The sequence below is a fragment of the Cupriavidus sp. KK10 genome (assembly GCF_018223725.1).
GTDB classification, from domain to species: Bacteria; Pseudomonadota; Gammaproteobacteria; order Burkholderiales; family Burkholderiaceae; genus Cupriavidus; species Cupriavidus necator.
In genome coordinates, this window is sequence record NZ_CP073677.1 from 1,805,172 (window position 1) to 1,819,941 (window position 14,770).

A 14,770-nucleotide genomic window follows, 5' to 3' on the forward strand; every position below is an offset into this window, starting at 1 on the left:
CGCCGTGCGCAGGCGCATCAGACCGGGTAGACCAGGTCGTTGGCGATGATGGTGGTGTCGTAGACGACCTGCCGCTCGCGCAGCAGCAGCCTGCCACCCTGGCGGCGGAACCGGTCGTAGTAGGTCCCCGCCAGGTGGATCGTGGTGGGGCCCTCCACCAGCGTTTGCAGCAGCATGTAGTTGGCCTGTGCCAGGATATCGCCGTCCGCGGTTTCGTCGCTGACGCGCGTGTTGGTCACCAGGTGCAGGTTGTAGCGCGGCGCGAACATCTGCGTATTGGCAATCGCAGCGGCGCGGTCGCGCATCATGCCCACGCCTTCGGCGTAGACCAGCCCCACCGGCAGGTTGCGCTCGGCATTCTCGCGCGCGGTGATCCGGTAGAGCGCGTCCTCGGTGAAGAAGCGGGGCCATTGCTCGACCAGGCCGGCGTCGAGCACCGCGCAGTATTCCGCGTGGAAGGCCTCGATCTCCAGCCGCAGTTCAATGGCGCGCGCGGTGCCGAGGGCGCTCTCGCAATAGAGGGAATAGTTCATCGGTTTCATATTCTGGGAATCCCGTTAGCCGCCGTTCAGAACCCCATCACGCCGCGGTAGTACTGGTACATCGCACGGATGGCGGATTCGGAGATCAGGGAGTTGGAGGTGCCGACCTGGTCCGGATCCAGCTTGAGCACATTGAGGTCGCTGCTGGAGCGGCGCACGCCTTCCTGCACGAACTTCATCGCCTCGTTGTCCTCCAACCCCAGGAAGCCTGCGGGGCCCATCAGGTTGCCCTGGCGCAGGCGGTGCTGCGTCATCTCCTCGGTATCGTCCTCGTAGCCGAACATGGTCCACAGCATCAGCATGCTGTCGGGGCCGTTGGGCACGATCTGGCGCACGCCGAGGGTGTTCATTTCGCGCTGCACGATCAGGTTCGGCCAGATCGTCTGCATCGTCACCGACCACGGCGAATCGAACTCTTTCACATACTCCAGGAAGCGTTCGTCTTCCAGGCGCATGCCCTCATGGTATGAGCGCATCTCCTTCTTGTTCTCGTCGCTGACGGCCGCGTACTTGTCTTCCTTTTTCGCCGACGCCATGGTGCCGTGCCGCCCGTGCACCGGATCGGCGATCATGGCACTTTCATTGCCCGCCACCAGCAGCCCGAACACCACCAGGAAGGAGTGCAGCAGCGTGGCGTGGTACGGGTCCTTGAGGTTCTCGTGGTACATCTTCCAGTTGCACGGGAGTTCGTTCTTGTAATACCCGAGCACCTTGAGCGGCTTGCCGTTGAAGACGATGTCGAAGTCCTTGAGGATCTCCGGCGTCAGATAGTCTTCCAGGCTTTCCATGTCCGCCGCGTACGAGGCGAAGACCACGCCGTTGCGCGTGGCCACGTTCAGCTTGACCAGGCCGTGGTCCTCGTTGCGGAAGTCCCTGGGCATGCCGCCCGCACGATTGACGCCGCGCTTGAACGGAACGCCCTGCAGGTTGCCCTTGAGGTCGTAGGACCATTGGTGATAGGGGCAGACGAATTCCTTCGCATTGCCCTGGCTGTGGCGGCAGAACTCGGCGCCGCGGTGCGCGCAGCGATTCTCGAAGACGTTGACCGAGCCGTCTTCGGCGCGCGACACCACCACCGGCGTCGCGCCGACATAGGAGCGCTTGTAGTCGCCGGCGTTGGGGATCTCCGCTTCGAGCGCGACGTAGTTCCAGGAGCGTCCGCGAAAGATCTTCTGCAGCTCGAGGTCATGCACCTCCTTGCTGGTGTAGACCCAGTCCGGGATGTAGTGCAGGCTGTCTTCGGGCCAACGGCAGTCGGCCAGGCCGGCGTCTTTCTTGCCCAGCGTGTGCTGGATCACCGCTTGTGTCTGGTACATGTGGGAGTCCTCAGAGTGTAGTGGGGCTGGCCGCTGCCGTCGGGAGGTCGCGCACCAGCTGTCGCAGCGGCAAGGCGTCATCGCACAGCCGTGGTAGCAGGTCTTCGACGGCATGGCCGAAGAGCGCGCGCAACGGCCGCAAGTCGCCGCCGGCATTGATGGCAATGGCGTGGCTGAGCCGGCCGTGCCGGGTGCCGAGCAGCATGAACCTGGGGGAGGGCGCGTCGCTGGCGGCGATGCCGCGCCAGGCGTAGCGGGTATCGGGAGTGGCCGCGCCGAGCATCTGCACGTTGCAGCCGAACTGGTCGGTCCAGAACCACGGCATCGCCGCGGGTTCGGCCTGCACGCCCAGCATGGCCGCGGCGGCGATGCGCGCCTGCTCGTTGGCGCTTTGCCAGGATTCCAGCCGCATGTGGGCGCCGAACAGGGGCTGGTACTGGCTGCAGCAGTCGCCCGCGGCATAGATGCCGGCCGCGCTGGTGCGGCCCTGCTGGTCGACCTGGATGCCGCCGTTGGCGGGATCCAGCGCCAGGCCGGCGGCGGCGCCGAGCGCCACCTCGGGCGTCAGCCCGATCGCGACCACCACCAGCGGCGCCTGCAACGCCGCGCCATCCGCCAGCCGGACCTGCACGCCATCGGCCTGCGACACCAGGGCCGCGATGCCGCAGCCGAGCCGCAGTTCAACGCCTTGCGCTAGCACGCGCTGCGCCAGCCAGCTGCCAAGCTCGGGCGGCAGCGCGCGGCCGAGCAGCCGGTCGGCGCTTTCGATCAGCGTGACCCGGAGGCCGATGCCGGCCGCGGTCGAAGCCGTTTCCAGGCCAAGGAAACCGCCGCCGATCACGATCACCTCGCGCGCACGCTGCATGGCATCGCGCAGGCGGGCGGCGTCGTCGAGTGTGCGCAGGTAGTGCACATGGGGCGTGCCTGGCGGCAGCGCGGGCAGGACGCGCGCATTGCCGCCGGTGGCGAGCAGGCAGGCGGCGTAGCGAATGGCCTCGCCATCTGCGCAGTGCGCCACGCTGTGCGCGGGGTCCAGCGCGGTGACCGTGGTGCCAAGCCGTAGCTCGATGTCCTGCCCGGCATAGAAGCCGGCGGGGTGCACGCCGATCTTGCCGTCCTGTGCGGCGTCGGCGAGCAAGGACTTGGACAGGGGCGGGCGTTCGTACGGTGCATGGCGCTCGCCGCCGGCCATGACGATGCGGCCACGATGGCCGAGCCTGCGCAGTTCGGCAGCGGCCATCGCGCCAGCCTGGCCGGCGCCGACAATCAGGATGGGCGTGTCTTGTGGCATGCTCGGCTCCTTCAAAGCTCGACCCACACCCGGCTGTCTTCGAACTTGACCGGGTAGGTGCGGATGTCGCTGGTGGCAGGCGCGCACATGGCCTTGCCGGAGCGGATGTCGAAGCGGGCCTGGTGCAGCGGGCACTCGATGCAGCCGTCTTCCAGGTAGCCGTCGGACAGCAGCGCGTACTGGTGCGTGCAGACGTTGTCGGTGACGAAGTACTGGTCGTCGCTGCGATAGACGGCGAGCTGGCGGTCCCCCAGCGTGAGCGGCATGACCTCGTCGTTCTGCAGGCCGTGCGCGGCGTCGATTTCAATCCATGCCATGGCGATCTCCGTGAATTGTATTTGTCAGTATGCTGAATATTTAAGATCAGTGTACTGATGTTTTTCGCTCGCAGTATTCTGGTTAACCCTGGCCGGGGTTGGCCGCGCCGGATCTGGCTGGCCCCACCGCGGGCGCGCCGGCCTGCAGCGACGGGCGGGCCTGCCAGCGAGCCAGGATCTCGCCCATGATGCCGCGGCGGAACGTCAGCACGCACACCACGAAGATCAGCCCTGTCACCATGCTGACCGATTCGCCCAGCGCTTCGAACCAGCCGATGCCGGTCATGGCCGCGAGCGCGTTGCCGGCGTCGCCCAGCTTATTTTCCAGCGCCACGATCACCAGCGCGCCGACCAGCGGGCCCGACAACGTGCCCATGCCGCCGACCAGCGTCATCAGGATGACCGTGCCCGACATCATCCAGTGCACGTCGGTGAGCGTGGCAAAGCCCAGCACCAGGGTCTTGAGCGCGCCCGCCAGCCCGGCCAGTGCCGACGACAGCACGAACGCCAGCAGCTTGAAGCGGTCCGCGTCATAGCCCAGCGAGATGGCACGCGGCTCGTTCTCCTTGATCGCGCGCAGGATCTGCCCGAACGGCGAGTTGACGATGCGCATGATGCCGAGGAAGGCCGCGGCGGTGATCAGCAGCACGACGTAGTACATGGTGTGGTCCGACGCCAGCGGCAGCACGCCGAACAGGTCGCCCCGCGGCACCGCCTGGAGGCCGTCTTCGCCACCGGTCGCGGGCGTCTGCAGGCAGAAGAAGTAGAACATCTGCGCCAGCGCCAGCGTGATCATGGCGAAGTAGATACCCTGCCTGCGTATCGCCAATGCACCAAACACCAGGCCGAGCAGGGCCCCGAACGCGGTGCCGGCCAGCAGGCCCAGCTCCGGCGTCAGCTGCAGGGACTTCATCGCATAGCCGCAGGCATAGGCGGCGCCGCCGAAGAAGGCCGCATGGCCGAACGACACTAGCCCGGTGTAGCCCAGCAGCAGGTTGAAGGCGCAGGCAAAGAGCGCGAAGCACAGCAGCTTCATCACCAGCACCGGGTAGGCGCCCAGCCAGGGCGCGAGTAGCAGGACCGCCAGCAGCAGTCCGTAGGCGAAGGTTGCACGCTTTCCGCTTGCCATCATTTTTCCTTTCCAAAGAGCCCGGCGGGGCGCACCAGCAACACGCACACCATGGCGACGAAGACCACCGTCGCGGAGGCTTCGGGGTAGTAGACCTTGGTGATGCCCTCGAAGACACCCAGCCCAAGTCCGGTGAAGATCGAGCCCAGGATCGAACCCATGCCGCCGATCACCACCACGGCGAAGACCGTGATGATCAGGTTCTGGCCCATCAGCGGCGAGACCTGCATCACCGGCGCGGCCAGCACGCCCGCCAGCGCGGCCAGGCCCACGCCGAAAGCGTAGGTCAGCGTCACCAGCAGCGGCACGTTGACGCCGAACGCCTCGACCATGCGCGGATTCTCGGTGCCGGCGCGCAGGTAGGCGCCCAGCCGGGTCTTCTCGATCATGAACCACGTGGCAAAGCACACCGCCAGCGACGCCAGCACCACCCATGCGCGGTAGTTGGGCAGCACCATGAAGCCCAGGTGGCTCACGCCAGACAAGGCTTCGGGCGTGGGGTAGGGCAGGCCGGAGACGCCGTAGACCGAGCGCAGCGCGCCTTCGATCAGCAGGCAGATGCCCAGCGTCAGCAGCAGCCCGTACAGGTGGTCGAAGCGGTAGAGGTGGCGCAGCATGGTGCGCTCAAGCACCACGCCGAGCGCGCCGGCCACCACCGGTGCCAGCACCAACATCAGCCAGTAGTTCAGCCCGAGGTAGTTCAGGCCCATCCAGGCCAGCACCGCGCCGAGCATGAACAGCGCGCCGTGCGCAAAGTTGATCACGTTGAGCAGGCCGAAGATCACCGCTAGCCCCAGGCTCAGGATCGCGTAGAACGAGCCGTTGACAAGCCCCAGCAGCAACTGGCTCAGCAGCGCGGGCAGGGGCACTCCAAACAATTCCATGCAAATCTCCTTAAACGCCCAGCAAGGCGCTGAGCGTGGGCATCTTTCGTTCGAGCTCATTGGCGCCGAGCGCCTCGACGATGCGGCCGTGCTCCATCACGAAGAAGCGGTCCGCCAGTGGCGCGGCAAAGCGGAAGTTCTGCTCCACCATGACGATGGTGTAGCCGCGGCTGCGCAGCATGGCGATCATCTTCGCCAGCTTCTGCACGATCACGGGCGCCAGGCCTTCCGAGATCTCGTCGAGCAGCAGCACGCTGGCACCGGTGCGCAGGATGCGGGCTACCGCCAGCATCTGCTGCTCCCCGCCCGACATGCGCGTGCCCTGGCTCTTGCGCCGCTCATGCAGATTGGGGAACATCTCGTAGATCTCGCCCAGCGTCATCGGCTCGCGCAGTCCGACTGCGCCCGGGGTGCAGGCGAATTGCGGCGGCAGCAGCAGGTTCTCCTCGCAGGACAGGCTGGCGAAGATGGCGCGCTCTTCCGGGCAGTAGCTCAGCCCCAGCGGCGCGATGCGGTGCGTCTTCATGCCGATCGTTTCCTGGCCGTGCACGCACACCGAACCCTTGCGCATGCCGACCAGGCCCATGATGGCGCGCAGCGTGGTGGTGCGCCCGGCGCCGTTGCGGCCGAGCAGCGTCACCACCTCGCCCGGGTTGACGGTCAGGTCCACGCCGTGAAGGATGTGCGATTCACCGTACCAGGCGTGCAGGCCGCGCAGTTCGAGGGCAGGGGAGGCCGTCCTGGTCATGATGCCTCCGCGCTCAGGGCCGCCGCGGCTGCATGGCGGTCTTCGGGTTCGTCGGTGGTTCCCATATAGGCTTCCCTTACCTGCGGATTGCGTGCGATCTCGTCATAGGTGCCTTCTGCCAGCACCGCGCCGCGCTGCAGCACGGTGATGCGGTCCACGATGGACGACACCACGCTCATGTTGTGCTCCACCATCAGCACCGTCCGCCCTGCCGAAACGCGCTTGATCAGGGCGGTGACGGTCTCCACGTCTTCATGGCCCATGCCTTGCGTCGGTTCGTCCAGCAGCATCAGCTCCGGATCGGTCGCCAGCGTGGTGGCAAGCTCCAGCGCGCGCTTGCGCCCGTAGGCCAGCTCCGCCGTGCCCAGGTCCGCGAAGCCTGCCAGGCCGACCGCATCTAGCAGTTCCATGGCGCGGCCGTCCAGCCGCGACAGGGAGCGCTTGCCGCGCCAGAAATGCCAGGACGTCCCGAGCCGGCGCTGCAGCGCGATGCGCACGTTCTCCAGCACCGTCAGTTGCGGAAATACCGCCGAGATCTGGAACGACCGGATCACCCCCATGCGGGCGATCTGGGCCGGGCGCAGCGCGGTGATGTCCGTGCCGTTGAAATGGATCGAGCCGGACGAGGGGGCATGGAACTTCGTCAGCAGGTTGAAGCAGGTGGTCTTGCCGGCGCCGTTGGGCCCGATCAGCGCGTGGATCGAGCCCCGCCGCACGGACAGGCTGACATCGCTGACTGCGGTAAAGCCCTTGAACGCCTTGGTCAGTCCCTGCGTCTGCAGGATTACATCGGTGTCAGGCATGGCGCGCTCACTTCTTTACCAGGGGGCATTCGCTGGCCGACAGCGGTCGGAAGGCCTCGTCGCCGGGGATCGTGCCGATATACCTGACCAGGTCCCACGGGCCCTTGGACTCGGCCGGGGTCTTGGCCTGGGCCAGGTACATGTCATGCACCATGCGGCCGTCGACACGCACCTTGCCGTTGCGCACGAAGGCATCGTTGACGGGCAGCGCGCGCATCTTCTCCGCCACGGCCGGGCCTTCCACGGTCTTCGCTGCCTCCACCGCCTTCAGGTAATGCAGCACGCCGGAGTAGACGCCGATCTGGCCATGCGTGGGATAGGCCTTGTGGCGCTTGTAGTAGCGCTCGACGAAGTCCTTCGACTTGCCATCCAGGTCGAGCTTGAACGGGTCGACATAGGTCAGCCCCTGCGCGGCGTTCAGGCCCAGGCTCTTGAGATCGGTGATGAAGGTGGAGGGCGTGATCACGGTCTGGCCGGCCTTGATCAGGCCGAATTCGCCGGCTGCCTTGACGCCGTTGATCATGTCGTTGCCGGCGTTGGCCAGCACCACCACCTTGGCCTTGGAAGCCGAGGCGGCCACCACCGGGCTGCTGAAATCGCTGGCGTTGAGCGGATGCCGGGTAGCGCCCACGTTCTTGCCGCCGCCGGCGTCCACGGCCTTGCGGAAATCTGCCTCCAGCGACTGGCCGAAGGCGTAGTCTACGGTGATGTAGTACCAGCTGTTGCGGCCCTGTTCGATCATGCGGCGCACCAGCGGGTAAGACACCGAATACGTGTCCCAGGCCCAGTGAAAGCCGGTGGGCGAGCAGTTCTGGTTGGTCAGCGCCATGGCGCCACCGGTCGAGACGATGTCGATCTTCTGCTTCTGCCGCGCCACCTCCTGCACCGCCAGCGCGGTCGAAGAGTTGGGGAAGTCGATCACCATGTCGACGCCATCGGTATCGAACCAGCGGCGCGCCAGCGACGACGCGATATCGGCCTTGTTCTGGTGATCGGCGGAAAGCACCGTCACCGGTTTGCCGAGGGCCTTGCCGCCGAACTCTTCCACGGCCATCTGCGCGGCAAGCACGGAGCCCTTGCCGGAGAGGTCGGCATAGGAGCCGGACATATCGGTGATGACGCCGATCTTCACGCCATTGGTGTCGGCCAGTGCGGGCGTGGCGGCGGCCAGGCCCAGCAGGGCGGAGGACGCAGCGAGGGTGCGGAGGATGCGAGAGGTGGCCATCAGGGGCTCCAGGTTGTCTACGCGAAAGATTCGAATGGTTGCGATGGCTGCGTCGGCAGACCGCGGCGCCATCGCTGCGCCGCAGTAGCGCGGATAAACTCAGTATGCTGAATAGTTGGCCGGGAAAAAGGGCGGAGAGATCCGCCCTTCAGCTTCACCCGTAGTGCCGCTCAGGTGGCCAGGTCGCGGCCGCGCGTCTCCGGCACGAACAGCATGCCGATGACGAAGGCCAGGCCGGCGATGATCACCGGGTACCACAGGCCGAAGTAGACGTCGCCGCTGGCCACGTTCATGGCCGTGACCACGAAGGACAGCATGCCGCCGACCCAGCCCGCGCCGAGGTGGAAGGGCAGGGACAGCGAGGTGTAGCGCACCCGGGCCGGGAACAGTTCCACCATGAAGGCCGCCATGGGCCCATACACCATGGCCAGGAACAGGATCGGGACCAGCAGCAGCACGAATACCATCGGCGTGTTGATCTTCGAGGGATCGGCGCGCTCCGGCCAGCCGGCCGCCACCAGCGCGCCCTTGATGGCGTCGCGGTCAAAGCCCTGCAGCGTGCGATCCGCGATGCGCACTTCCGCCTGCGCCGGATTGCTGGCCGGCATGAAGGTGTAGCCCACGCCCAGGTCGGTCAGGTAGCCGCGGATCTTGTCGCAGGCGGATACCGGCTCGCCGAACAGGCGCGCCTTGCAGTCGCCGGCCGTCACCTGCACGGCGCCTTGCTGCTGGAATTGCTCGAGTGCCGGATTGGCATAGTGCGTCAGGCCCTTGAACACCGGCTGGATGCACACCGCCGCCAGCAGGCAGGCGGCCATCATGATGTACTTGCGGCCGATGCGGTCGGACAGCCAGCCGAACAGCAGGTAGCAGGGCGTGGCCACCACCAGCGCGATCCCGATCAGCTTGTGGACCGTTTCGAGCGGCACGTGCAGCGTCTTGTTGAGGAAGAACATCGAGTAGAAGTGGCCGGTGCCGAAGATGGCGCCCAGGCCCGCCGCCACCACGAACAGCAGCAGCACGGACCTGAGGTTCTTCCAGTTGGTGAAACTCTCGCGGATCGGCGCCCTGGAGGTGGTGTTGGCGGCCTTCATCCGGGCAAAGACCGGCGATTCATGCAGCTTGCCGCGGATGTAGACCGAGATCACCAGCATCACCAGCGACACGATAAAGGGAATGCGCCAGCCCCACTCACGGAATTCGGCCTCGGTCAGGAAGGTCTTGAGCAGGTAGACGACCAGCAACGAGGACAGCAGGCCCAGCGTTGCCGTGGTCTGCAGCGAACTGGTGTACAGCCCGCGCTTGTGCACGGGGGAGTGCTCGGCCACGTAGGTGACCGCGCCGCCGACCTCGCCGCCCAGCGCCAGGCCTTGCAGCAAGCGCAGCAACACCAGCAGCACGGTGGCGGTGATGCCGATCTGCTCATACGTGGGCAGCACGCCAACGCCGACGGTGGCAACACCCATCAGCAGGATGGTGACCAGGAAGGTGTACTTGCGCCCGATCAGGTCGCCCAGGCGGCCGAACAGCAGCGCGCCCACCGGCCGTATCAGGAAGCCTGCGCCGAAGGTAGCCAGGCTGGCCAGGAAAGCGGCAGTCTCATTGCCCTTGGGGAAGAACAGTGCGCCGAAGTACACCGCCAGTGCGGCGTAGATGTAGAAGTCGTACCACTCCATCAGGGCGCCGAAGGAAGAGGCAAGGATGACCTTGCGCTCCTCGGCTGTCATGCGGGAGGCGGGGGCGCGTGTCTCGCTGCGAGTCAGGCTGATCGTCATGGCGGGGGTCCTTTGGTGTAGCTATTGTCTCTATATGTCTGCTCGTCCCGGCGGTGCCGGCGCCGCTGGCCAGGGCCTGTCGGTCCCTCGCGCAGTGCAGCGCCGCATCCTTCCGGTGCATCAGTCAGTATGCTGATGAGAAACGCAGTATGCTGAGCAAAATGCGGGGCCAGTCCACAATGTGCCGGAATGCCCGAAATCGCCTATTTAAATGGTCTTTTAATATCGTCAGCATACTGAGCATCTGGGCTCAGTGTACTGAGGGTGTATGGCCATCGTTATAGGTGTTAACCCTCCGCGCCGCTTCTAGACTTTTGGAATTTCGCTGACTAGAATCCGAAACTAATCAGTGTACTGAGCAATTGCATGGGCGCACGCCGCATGCCGTGCGGGACGCGCCCGCAGCGAAGCGATTTCACCAATCAGGAGCCCCACCAGCATGACCAAAGTGAAGAAGATCGCCCTCGAAGAGCATTTCATGACGCCGGGTTTCCAGGCCTATTCCAAGGCGTTCACGCAGCATATCGATCCAGCAGTTTTTGCCGAACTGGGCCGCCGCCTGGCCGATTTCGACGAGGACCGCCTCGCCGAGATGGACCGCGCCGGCATCGACATCACGGTGCTGTCGCAGACTGGTCCGGGCGTGCAGGGCGAGTCCGACTCCGGCCTTGCCGTGGCGCGGGCACGCGAGAGCAATGACTTCCTGGCCGCGCAGATCGCGCGCCACCCCACGCGCTTTGCCGGCTTTGCCGCGCTGCCCATGCACGACCCGGAGCAGGCCGCGCGCGAGCTGGAACGCGCCGTGCGCGAGCTTGGCTTCAAGGGCTCGCTGGTGAACGGCCATACCCACGGGCGCTACTACGACGACCCTGCATACGATGCTTTCTGGGAACGCATGCAGGCGCTGGACGTGCCCATGTACCTGCACCCGACCGATGCGCTGGTTCAGCCGCAGGTCCTGGCGGGCCACCCCGAGCTGACCGGCGCGGCGTGGGGCTGGGGCGTCGAGACCGCATCGCATGCGCTGCGGCTGCTGTTCGGCGGCGTGTTCGACCGCTTCCCGCGCCTGAAGATCATCCTCGGCCATATGGGCGAGGGCCTGCCGTACCAGCGCTGGCGCTTCGACAGCCGCTTTGCGGTCTATTCGCACGGGGTCCGGCTGGCGCGCGCGCCTTCGGAATATATCGGCACCAATATCGTCATCACCACCTCGGGGGTGTGCTCGCACGGTGCGCTGGCCGGTGCCATTGCCGAGCTCGGCGCGGAGGCCGTGATGTTCTCGGTCGACTATCCCTACGAATCCACCGAAGTCGCGGCGAAGTTCATCGAGGACGCGCCGCTCGACGACACCACGCGCGCGCTGGTCTGCCACGGCAACGCGCAACGCCTGCTCAAGCTGTAACCGTACAACCCGAGGACCCTCATGCAAAAAGTCTTTCGCATCGGCCAGATCGTTCCCAGCTCGAACACGACCATGGAAACCGAGATTCCCGCCATGCTGCTGGCGCGCCAGCAGCTCCGTCCGGAGCGCTTTACCTTCCACTCCAGCCGCATGCGCATGAAGAAGGTGGTCAAGGAAGAGCTGGCCGCCATGGATGCCGAATCCGACCGCTGCGCGGTGGAGCTCAGCGACGCCCGCGTCGACGTGCTCGGCTACGCCTGCCTGGTCGCCATCATGGCCATGGGCCACGGCTATCACCGCAAGTCGGAGCAGCGCCTGAAGGCCCACACCATCGAGAATGGCGGCGACGCGCCGGTCATCACCAGCGCCGGTGCGCTGGTGGATGCGCTGCGCGTGATCGGCGCGCGCCGCATCGCCGTGGTGGCGCCATACATGAAGCCGCTGACCGAGCTGGTGGTGGACTACATCCGCAACGAAGGCTATGAGGTGGTGGACTACCGTGCGCTGGAAATCCCGGACAACCTGGAGGTCGGCCGCCACGATCCGGCGCGGCTGCCCGGCATCGTGTCGCAGATGAACCTGGCGGATGTCGATGCCATCGTGCTGTCGGCCTGCGTGCAGATGCCGTCGCTCCCGGCCGTGGCAAAGGTGGAGGCGATGACGGGCAAGCCGGTCATCACCGCGGCCATCGCCACCACCTACGCCATGCTCAAGGCGCTGGACCTGGAGCCGGTCGTGCCGGGCGCCGGCGCGCTGCTGTCGGGCGCCTACTGAGGGTATGCCATGACCACCTTCCTTTATGGCGGCCACGTCCATGCCAACGGCATTCGCCAGCACTACCTGCGCTATGGCGGCAACGACGGTGCGCGTGCCGCGCGCGATCCCGTGATCATCGTGCCGGGCATCACCAGCCCGGCAATCACCTGGGGCTTCGTCGGCGAGCGCTTTGGCGCCAGCTTCGATACCTATGTGCTGGACGTGCGCGGGCGCGGCCTGTCGTCGGCTGAGGCCGGGCTGGACTACAGCCTCGACGCCCAGGCCCGCGACGTGGTGGCCTTTGCCGAGGCGCTCGGCCTGCGCCGCTACAGCGTGGTTGGCCATTCGATGGGCGCGCGCATCGGCGTGCGCGCCGCGGCGGGCCGGCCTGGCGGCCTGGCCAGACTGGTGCTGGTCGATCCGCCGGTGTCGGGGCCCGGGCGCCGCGCGTATCCCGCGCAACTGCCGTGGTATGTGGATTCCATCCGCCTGTCGCGCCAGGGCACCGACGTGGAAGGCATGCGCTGCTTCTGCCCGACCTGGACCGACGAGCAGTTGCGCCTGCGCGCCGAATGGCTGCATACCTGCAACGAAGACGCCGTGATGCACAGCTTCGAGGATTTCCATCGCGGCGACATCCATGCCGACATGCCCAGGATCACGGTGCCGGCGCTGCTGGTGACTGCCGGGCGCGGCGACGTGGTGCGCGCCGAGGACGTGGCGGAGATCCGCACGCTGCTGCCGGGGGTGCTGGTCAGCCACGTTGCTGGTGCCGGCCACATGATCCCGTGGGATGACGAAGCGGGCTTTTACGCGGCGCTGGGGGACTTCCTCGGCGCGCCGCTGACGCAATGACCAGCAAGGAGCGGACATGCCGGTAAGTGACCACCAGATGATCGAGGCCTGGCGCAAGGTGCTGAAGCTGTCCCGGCTGGAGCCGGGGCAGACCGTCACCATCCTGACCAGCGCCGCGACCCACCCGCAGACCCTTTCCACCGCGCTGATCGCCACGCAGGCGATGGGTGCCATCGTCAACCGGCTCGACCTGCCGCCCGTCAACGGCGAGAAGGCGCTGAGCCGCGACGCGCTGGCCTACCTGGGAACGACCCCGCTCACGGGCAACCGAGCCGCGATTGCCGCGCTCAGGGAAAGCGACCTGGTGCTGGACCTGATGACGCTGCTGTTCTCCCCCGAGCAGCACGACATCCTGAAGGGCGGCACCAAAATCCTGCTGGCCGTCGAGCCGCCCGAGGTGCTGGCGCGCCTGGTGCCTTGCGAGGCCGACCGCGAGCGCGTCAAGGCCGCCTCCGAGCGGCTGGCCGGCGCAAAGGAAATGCATGTGGTGTCGCCGGCCGGCACCGACCTGCGCTGCCCGCTGGGCGAGTTCCCGGCCATCAGCGAGTATGGCTTTGTCGACGAGCCCGGGCGCTGGGACCACTGGCCCAGCGGCTTCGCGCTGACCTGGCCCAACGAGGGCTCGGCCAACGGTACCATCGTGCTGGAGCGCGGCGACATCCTGCTGCCGCAGAAGACCTACGTCACCGAGCCGGTCATGCTGACGGTGGAGGGCGGCTTTGCCACGCGCATCGAAGGCGGCCTGCACGCCGAGTTGCTGAGCGAGTACATGGCCTCCTTCAACGATCCGCAGGCCTATGCCATCTCGCATATCGGCTGGGGGCTGCAGCCGCGCGCCCACTGGTCCACGCTGGGGCTGTACGATCGTGAGGCCACCATCGGCATGGACGCGCGCGCCTTCGAGGGCAACTTCCTGTTCTCGCTCGGCCCCAATAACGAAGCCGGCGGCAGCCGCACCACGGCTTGCCATATCGATATTCCCGTGCGCAACTGCACCGTCCGCCTGGACGGCGTGGATGTGGTGACCCGCGGCAAGGTCACGGACGGGTTCCGCTACCCGGAGGAGAAGTAGCCATGCACAAGGAGATCGGCGCGTACCAGCGCCAGGGCTTCGGCAACGACCTGGAACTGGCGGGCCCGTTCGGGCTGCTGGTGGTCGATTTCGTCAACGGCTTTGCCGATCCGGAGGTGTTCGGCGGCGGCAATATCCGCGAGGCCATCGCCAACACCGTGCCGCTGCTGGCCGTGGCACGGCGCGAAGGCTGGGCGATCGCGCACAGCCGCATCGTCTTTGCGGACGATGGGTCGGACCACAACATCTTCTCCATGAAGGTGCCGAACATGCTGTCGCTGAAGGAGCGCGAGCGCAACAGTGCCATCGTCGAAGAACTGGCGCCACGGGCGGGCGAGCTGGTGGTGCGCAAGACCGTGCCGTCGGCATTCTTCGGTACGTCGCTGGCCGCGTGGCTGACGCAGCGCGGCGTGCGCACGCTGGTGGTGGCCGGCGCCGTGACCAGCGGCTGCGTGCGCGCCAGCGTGGTGGACGCCATGCAGTACGGCTTCCGGCCGCTGGTGCTGTCGGATTGCGTCGGCGACAGGGCGCTCGGCCCGCATGAGGCCAACCTGTTCGACATGGGGCAGAAGTATGCGACGGTGGCCTCGCGCGCAGAGGGGCTGGCTGCTATCGGGGTGCGCGAATGAGCGCTTGCATGAATCATCGGGACGGA

The 14,770-nt window shown here is 66.5% G+C and carries 15 protein-coding genes; 5 read left to right on the forward strand and 10 right to left on the reverse strand.

The annotated features are described in order from the left end of the window. Window positions 1-17: 17 nt before the first annotated feature. From KB879_RS08720 to KB879_RS08765, 10 genes are all read right to left on the reverse strand, one after another. A complete protein-coding gene (locus KB879_RS08720) occupies window positions 18-533 on the reverse strand; it encodes a nuclear transport factor 2 family protein (protein ID WP_228772516.1) in 516 nt (171 codons plus the stop codon). Window positions 534-568: 35 nt separating this feature from the next. Further along, on the reverse strand, window positions 569-1,858 hold the full coding sequence (locus KB879_RS08725; protein ID WP_013952432.1) for an aromatic ring-hydroxylating dioxygenase subunit alpha: 1,290 nt from the start codon (window positions 1,856-1,858) through the stop codon (window positions 569-571). A gap of 10 nt (window positions 1,859-1,868) precedes the next feature. Next, a complete protein-coding gene (locus KB879_RS08730; protein WP_211981015.1) occupies window positions 1,869-3,149 on the reverse strand; it encodes an NAD(P)/FAD-dependent oxidoreductase in 1,281 nt (426 codons plus the stop codon). 11 nt (window positions 3,150-3,160) lie between these two features. Further along, window positions 3,161-3,466 carry a non-heme iron oxygenase ferredoxin subunit gene (locus KB879_RS08735; RefSeq protein WP_013952434.1) on the reverse strand — a complete coding sequence of 102 codons (306 nt, stop codon included), beginning with the start codon at window positions 3,464-3,466 and terminating at the stop codon, window positions 3,161-3,163. Window positions 3,467-3,548: 82 nt separating this feature from the next. Beyond that, window positions 3,549-4,595, reverse strand: coding sequence for a branched-chain amino acid ABC transporter permease (locus tag KB879_RS08740; protein ID WP_211982149.1), 1,047 nt, complete (start codon window positions 4,593-4,595; stop codon window positions 3,549-3,551). Beyond that, entirely contained in the window at window positions 4,595-5,479 is an 885-nt protein-coding gene (locus KB879_RS08745) for a branched-chain amino acid ABC transporter permease (protein WP_013952436.1), read from the reverse strand. The genes KB879_RS08740 and KB879_RS08745 overlap by 1 nt, the downstream gene beginning before the upstream one ends. A gap of 10 nt (window positions 5,480-5,489) precedes the next feature. After that, a complete protein-coding gene (locus tag KB879_RS08750; protein WP_211981016.1) occupies window positions 5,490-6,227 on the reverse strand; it encodes an ABC transporter ATP-binding protein in 738 nt (245 codons plus the stop codon). Beyond that, entirely contained in the window at window positions 6,224-7,030 is an 807-nt protein-coding gene (locus KB879_RS08755) for an ABC transporter ATP-binding protein (RefSeq protein ID WP_211981017.1), read from the reverse strand. The genes KB879_RS08750 and KB879_RS08755 overlap by 4 nt, the downstream gene beginning before the upstream one ends. 7 nt (window positions 7,031-7,037) lie before the next feature. Then, window positions 7,038-8,255, reverse strand: a complete 1,218-nt coding sequence (locus KB879_RS08760) for an ABC transporter substrate-binding protein (RefSeq protein WP_211981018.1) — start codon at window positions 8,253-8,255, stop codon at window positions 7,038-7,040. A gap of 170 nt (window positions 8,256-8,425) precedes the next feature. Further along, window positions 8,426-10,030: an MFS transporter gene (locus KB879_RS08765; RefSeq protein WP_211981019.1), complete on the reverse strand. Its 1,605-nt coding sequence runs from the start codon at window positions 10,028-10,030 to the stop codon at window positions 8,426-8,428. Window positions 10,031-10,469: 439 nt separating this feature from the next. Here KB879_RS08765 and KB879_RS08770 point away from each other — a divergent pair, with 439 nt between their 5' ends. From KB879_RS08770 to KB879_RS08790, 5 genes are read left to right on the forward strand one after another with little or no spacing between them, the layout of a single operon-like run. Continuing rightward, a complete protein-coding gene (locus tag KB879_RS08770) occupies window positions 10,470-11,432 on the forward strand; it encodes an amidohydrolase family protein (protein WP_013952441.1) in 963 nt (320 codons plus the stop codon). Window positions 11,433-11,453: 21 nt separating this feature from the next. Next, on the forward strand, window positions 11,454-12,206 hold the full coding sequence (locus KB879_RS08775) for an Asp/Glu racemase (RefSeq protein WP_013952442.1): 753 nt from the start codon (window positions 11,454-11,456) through the stop codon (window positions 12,204-12,206). Window positions 12,207-12,215: 9 nt separating this feature from the next. Continuing rightward, complete coding sequence (locus KB879_RS08780; RefSeq protein ID WP_211981020.1) at window positions 12,216-13,043, forward strand: alpha/beta fold hydrolase; 828 nt, start codon at window positions 12,216-12,218, stop codon at window positions 13,041-13,043. Between the two features lie 16 nt (window positions 13,044-13,059). After that, the gene (locus KB879_RS08785; RefSeq protein ID WP_153955059.1) at window positions 13,060-14,115 is read left to right on the forward strand and encodes a 2,5-dihydroxypyridine 5,6-dioxygenase; all 1,056 of its coding nucleotides are present in this window, start codon (window positions 13,060-13,062) and stop codon (window positions 14,113-14,115) included. Window positions 14,116-14,117: 2 nt separating this feature from the next. Beyond that, window positions 14,118-14,744 carry an N-carbamoylsarcosine amidohydrolase gene (locus tag KB879_RS08790; RefSeq protein ID WP_153955060.1) on the forward strand — a complete coding sequence of 209 codons (627 nt, stop codon included), beginning with the start codon at window positions 14,118-14,120 and terminating at the stop codon, window positions 14,742-14,744. Window positions 14,745-14,770 lie beyond the last annotated feature (26 nt).

Bases quoted from the DNA above. Each gene is read 5' to 3' on its own strand.
- KB879_RS08720 (WP_228772516.1), bottom strand. From the start codon at position 533: ATGAACTATTCCCTCTATTGCGAGAGCGCCCTCGGCACCGCGCGCGCC.
- KB879_RS08725 (WP_013952432.1), bottom strand. From the start codon at position 1,858: ATGTACCAGACACAAGCGGTGATCCAGCACACGCTGGGCAAGAAAGAC.
- KB879_RS08730 (WP_211981015.1), bottom strand. From the start codon at position 3,149: ATGCCACAAGACACGCCCATCCTGATTGTCGGCGCCGGCCAGGCTGGC.
- KB879_RS08735 (WP_013952434.1), bottom strand. From the start codon at position 3,466: ATGGCATGGATTGAAATCGACGCCGCGCACGGCCTGCAGAACGACGAG.
- KB879_RS08740 (WP_211982149.1), bottom strand. From the start codon at position 4,595: ATGGCAAGCGGAAAGCGTGCAACCTTCGCCTACGGACTGCTGCTGGCG.
- KB879_RS08745 (WP_013952436.1), bottom strand. From the start codon at position 5,479: ATGGAATTGTTTGGAGTGCCCCTGCCCGCGCTGCTGAGCCAGTTGCTG.
- KB879_RS08750 (WP_211981016.1), bottom strand. From the start codon at position 6,227: ATGACCAGGACGGCCTCCCCTGCCCTCGAACTGCGCGGCCTGCACGCC.
- KB879_RS08755 (WP_211981017.1), bottom strand. From the start codon at position 7,030: ATGCCTGACACCGATGTAATCCTGCAGACGCAGGGACTGACCAAGGCG.
- KB879_RS08760 (WP_211981018.1), bottom strand. From the start codon at position 8,255: ATGGCCACCTCTCGCATCCTCCGCACCCTCGCTGCGTCCTCCGCCCTG.
- KB879_RS08765 (WP_211981019.1), bottom strand. From the start codon at position 10,030: ATGACGATCAGCCTGACTCGCAGCGAGACACGCGCCCCCGCCTCCCGC.
- KB879_RS08770 (WP_013952441.1), top strand. From the start codon at position 10,470: ATGACCAAAGTGAAGAAGATCGCCCTCGAAGAGCATTTCATGACGCCG.
- KB879_RS08775 (WP_013952442.1), top strand. From the start codon at position 11,454: ATGCAAAAAGTCTTTCGCATCGGCCAGATCGTTCCCAGCTCGAACACG.
- KB879_RS08780 (WP_211981020.1), top strand. From the start codon at position 12,216: ATGACCACCTTCCTTTATGGCGGCCACGTCCATGCCAACGGCATTCGC.
- KB879_RS08785 (WP_153955059.1), top strand. From the start codon at position 13,060: ATGCCGGTAAGTGACCACCAGATGATCGAGGCCTGGCGCAAGGTGCTG.
- KB879_RS08790 (WP_153955060.1), top strand. From the start codon at position 14,118: ATGCACAAGGAGATCGGCGCGTACCAGCGCCAGGGCTTCGGCAACGAC.